This window comes from Noviherbaspirillum agri, assembly GCF_054780595.1.
In genome coordinates this window covers 1-1,198 of record NZ_BAAGWA010000038.1, presented here as the reverse complement: position 1 = coordinate 1,198, position 1,198 = coordinate 1, and the positions used below count along the sequence as shown (strand labels likewise).

Here is a 1,198-nt window from a genome sequence, read left to right as displayed (position 1 = left end):
CGGTAATCCCCCCGTTTTTGAAGCGGCCTGAGAGTAGAGGCTATGCGGCCAAGGCCAGTTTCTGTTTCGGCGTGATACCGCCGAGGGCCATGTTGGGGCGTTCGTGATTATAGGTCCATAGCCAACGGGTTGCGAATTCCTGCACTTCCTCGATGCTGTCGAACAGGTAGTGCGCCAGCCAGTCGTAACGCACCGTCCGGTTATAGCGCTCGATGTAGGCATTCTGCTGTGGGTTGCCGGGTTGAATGAACCCTACATGAATACCGTGCCGATTTGCCCACGCCATCAGTGCTGCGCTGATGTATTCCGGGCCGTTGTCACATCGTATTCGATCCGGCCTGCCGCGCCATTCGATAATGCGCTCCAGCGAACGGATCACGCGCTCGGATGGCAGGGAGAAATCCACTTCAATGTCCAGGCCTTCCCGGTTGAAGTCATCGATCACATTGAACAACCGAATGCTGCGGCCGTCCGACAGTTGGTCATGCATGAAGTCCATCGACCACACCTGATTGGGTGCTGTCGGTTCGGACAACGGCTCGGGTTTCTCACGCACCAAACGCTTCTTCGGTTTGATGCGCAGATTCAGTTCCAGCGCCCGGTAAATCCGGTAGACACGCTTGTGATTCCAGCCATAGCCTTTAACGTTACGCAGGTACAGGAAGCACAGGCCGAAACCCCAGTTGCGCTGGTTCGCCGTCAGACGAATCAGCCAGTCTGCAATCTCGCTGTTCTCTGAAGACAGCTTTGCTTGATACCGATAGCAGGTCTGGCTGATGCCGAATGCCTGACATGCCACCCGAATGCTGGCAGCCTTGTCTTGCACTGCCCATTGCGCCATCTCGCGTCGCCGAGATGGCGCTACCACTTTTTTTGCAGTGCCTCGGCGACGATCTCGGCCTTAAGGCGCTCTTCGGCATACATCTTCTTCAGGCGGCGGTTCTCTTCTTCGAGTTCCTTGAGCCGCGCCATCATCGAGGCGTCCATGCCGCCGAATTTGCTACGCCAGCGGTAAAACAATGCAGAACTCATGCCGTGTTCCCGACACAGTTCCGGGACCGGCGTGCCGGCGTCGGCCTGCTTGAGAATGGCGATGATTTGGCTTTCCGAAAAACGCGACTTCTTCATGTAAAACTTCCTCGTTTCTGATGGGAGAAAATTCTACTTTCAAATCCGCTTCTTTCTCGGGGGGATTACC

At 55.8% G+C, this 1,198-nt stretch carries 1 protein-coding gene; it reads right to left on the bottom strand.

The window, feature by feature from the left end; all coding sequences use genetic code 11:
- Positions 1-40: 40 nt before the first annotated feature.
- Positions 41-1,128, bottom strand: a protein-coding gene (locus ACYVIA_RS22240) for an IS3 family transposase (RefSeq protein WP_460844486.1) whose coding sequence is annotated in 2 segments (ribosomal slippage) — positions 41-879 and positions 879-1,128 — 1,089 coding nt in all. Because the reading frame shifts where the segments join, the coding sequence is not laid out codon by codon here.
- Between the last annotated feature and the right edge of the window lie 70 nt (positions 1,129-1,198).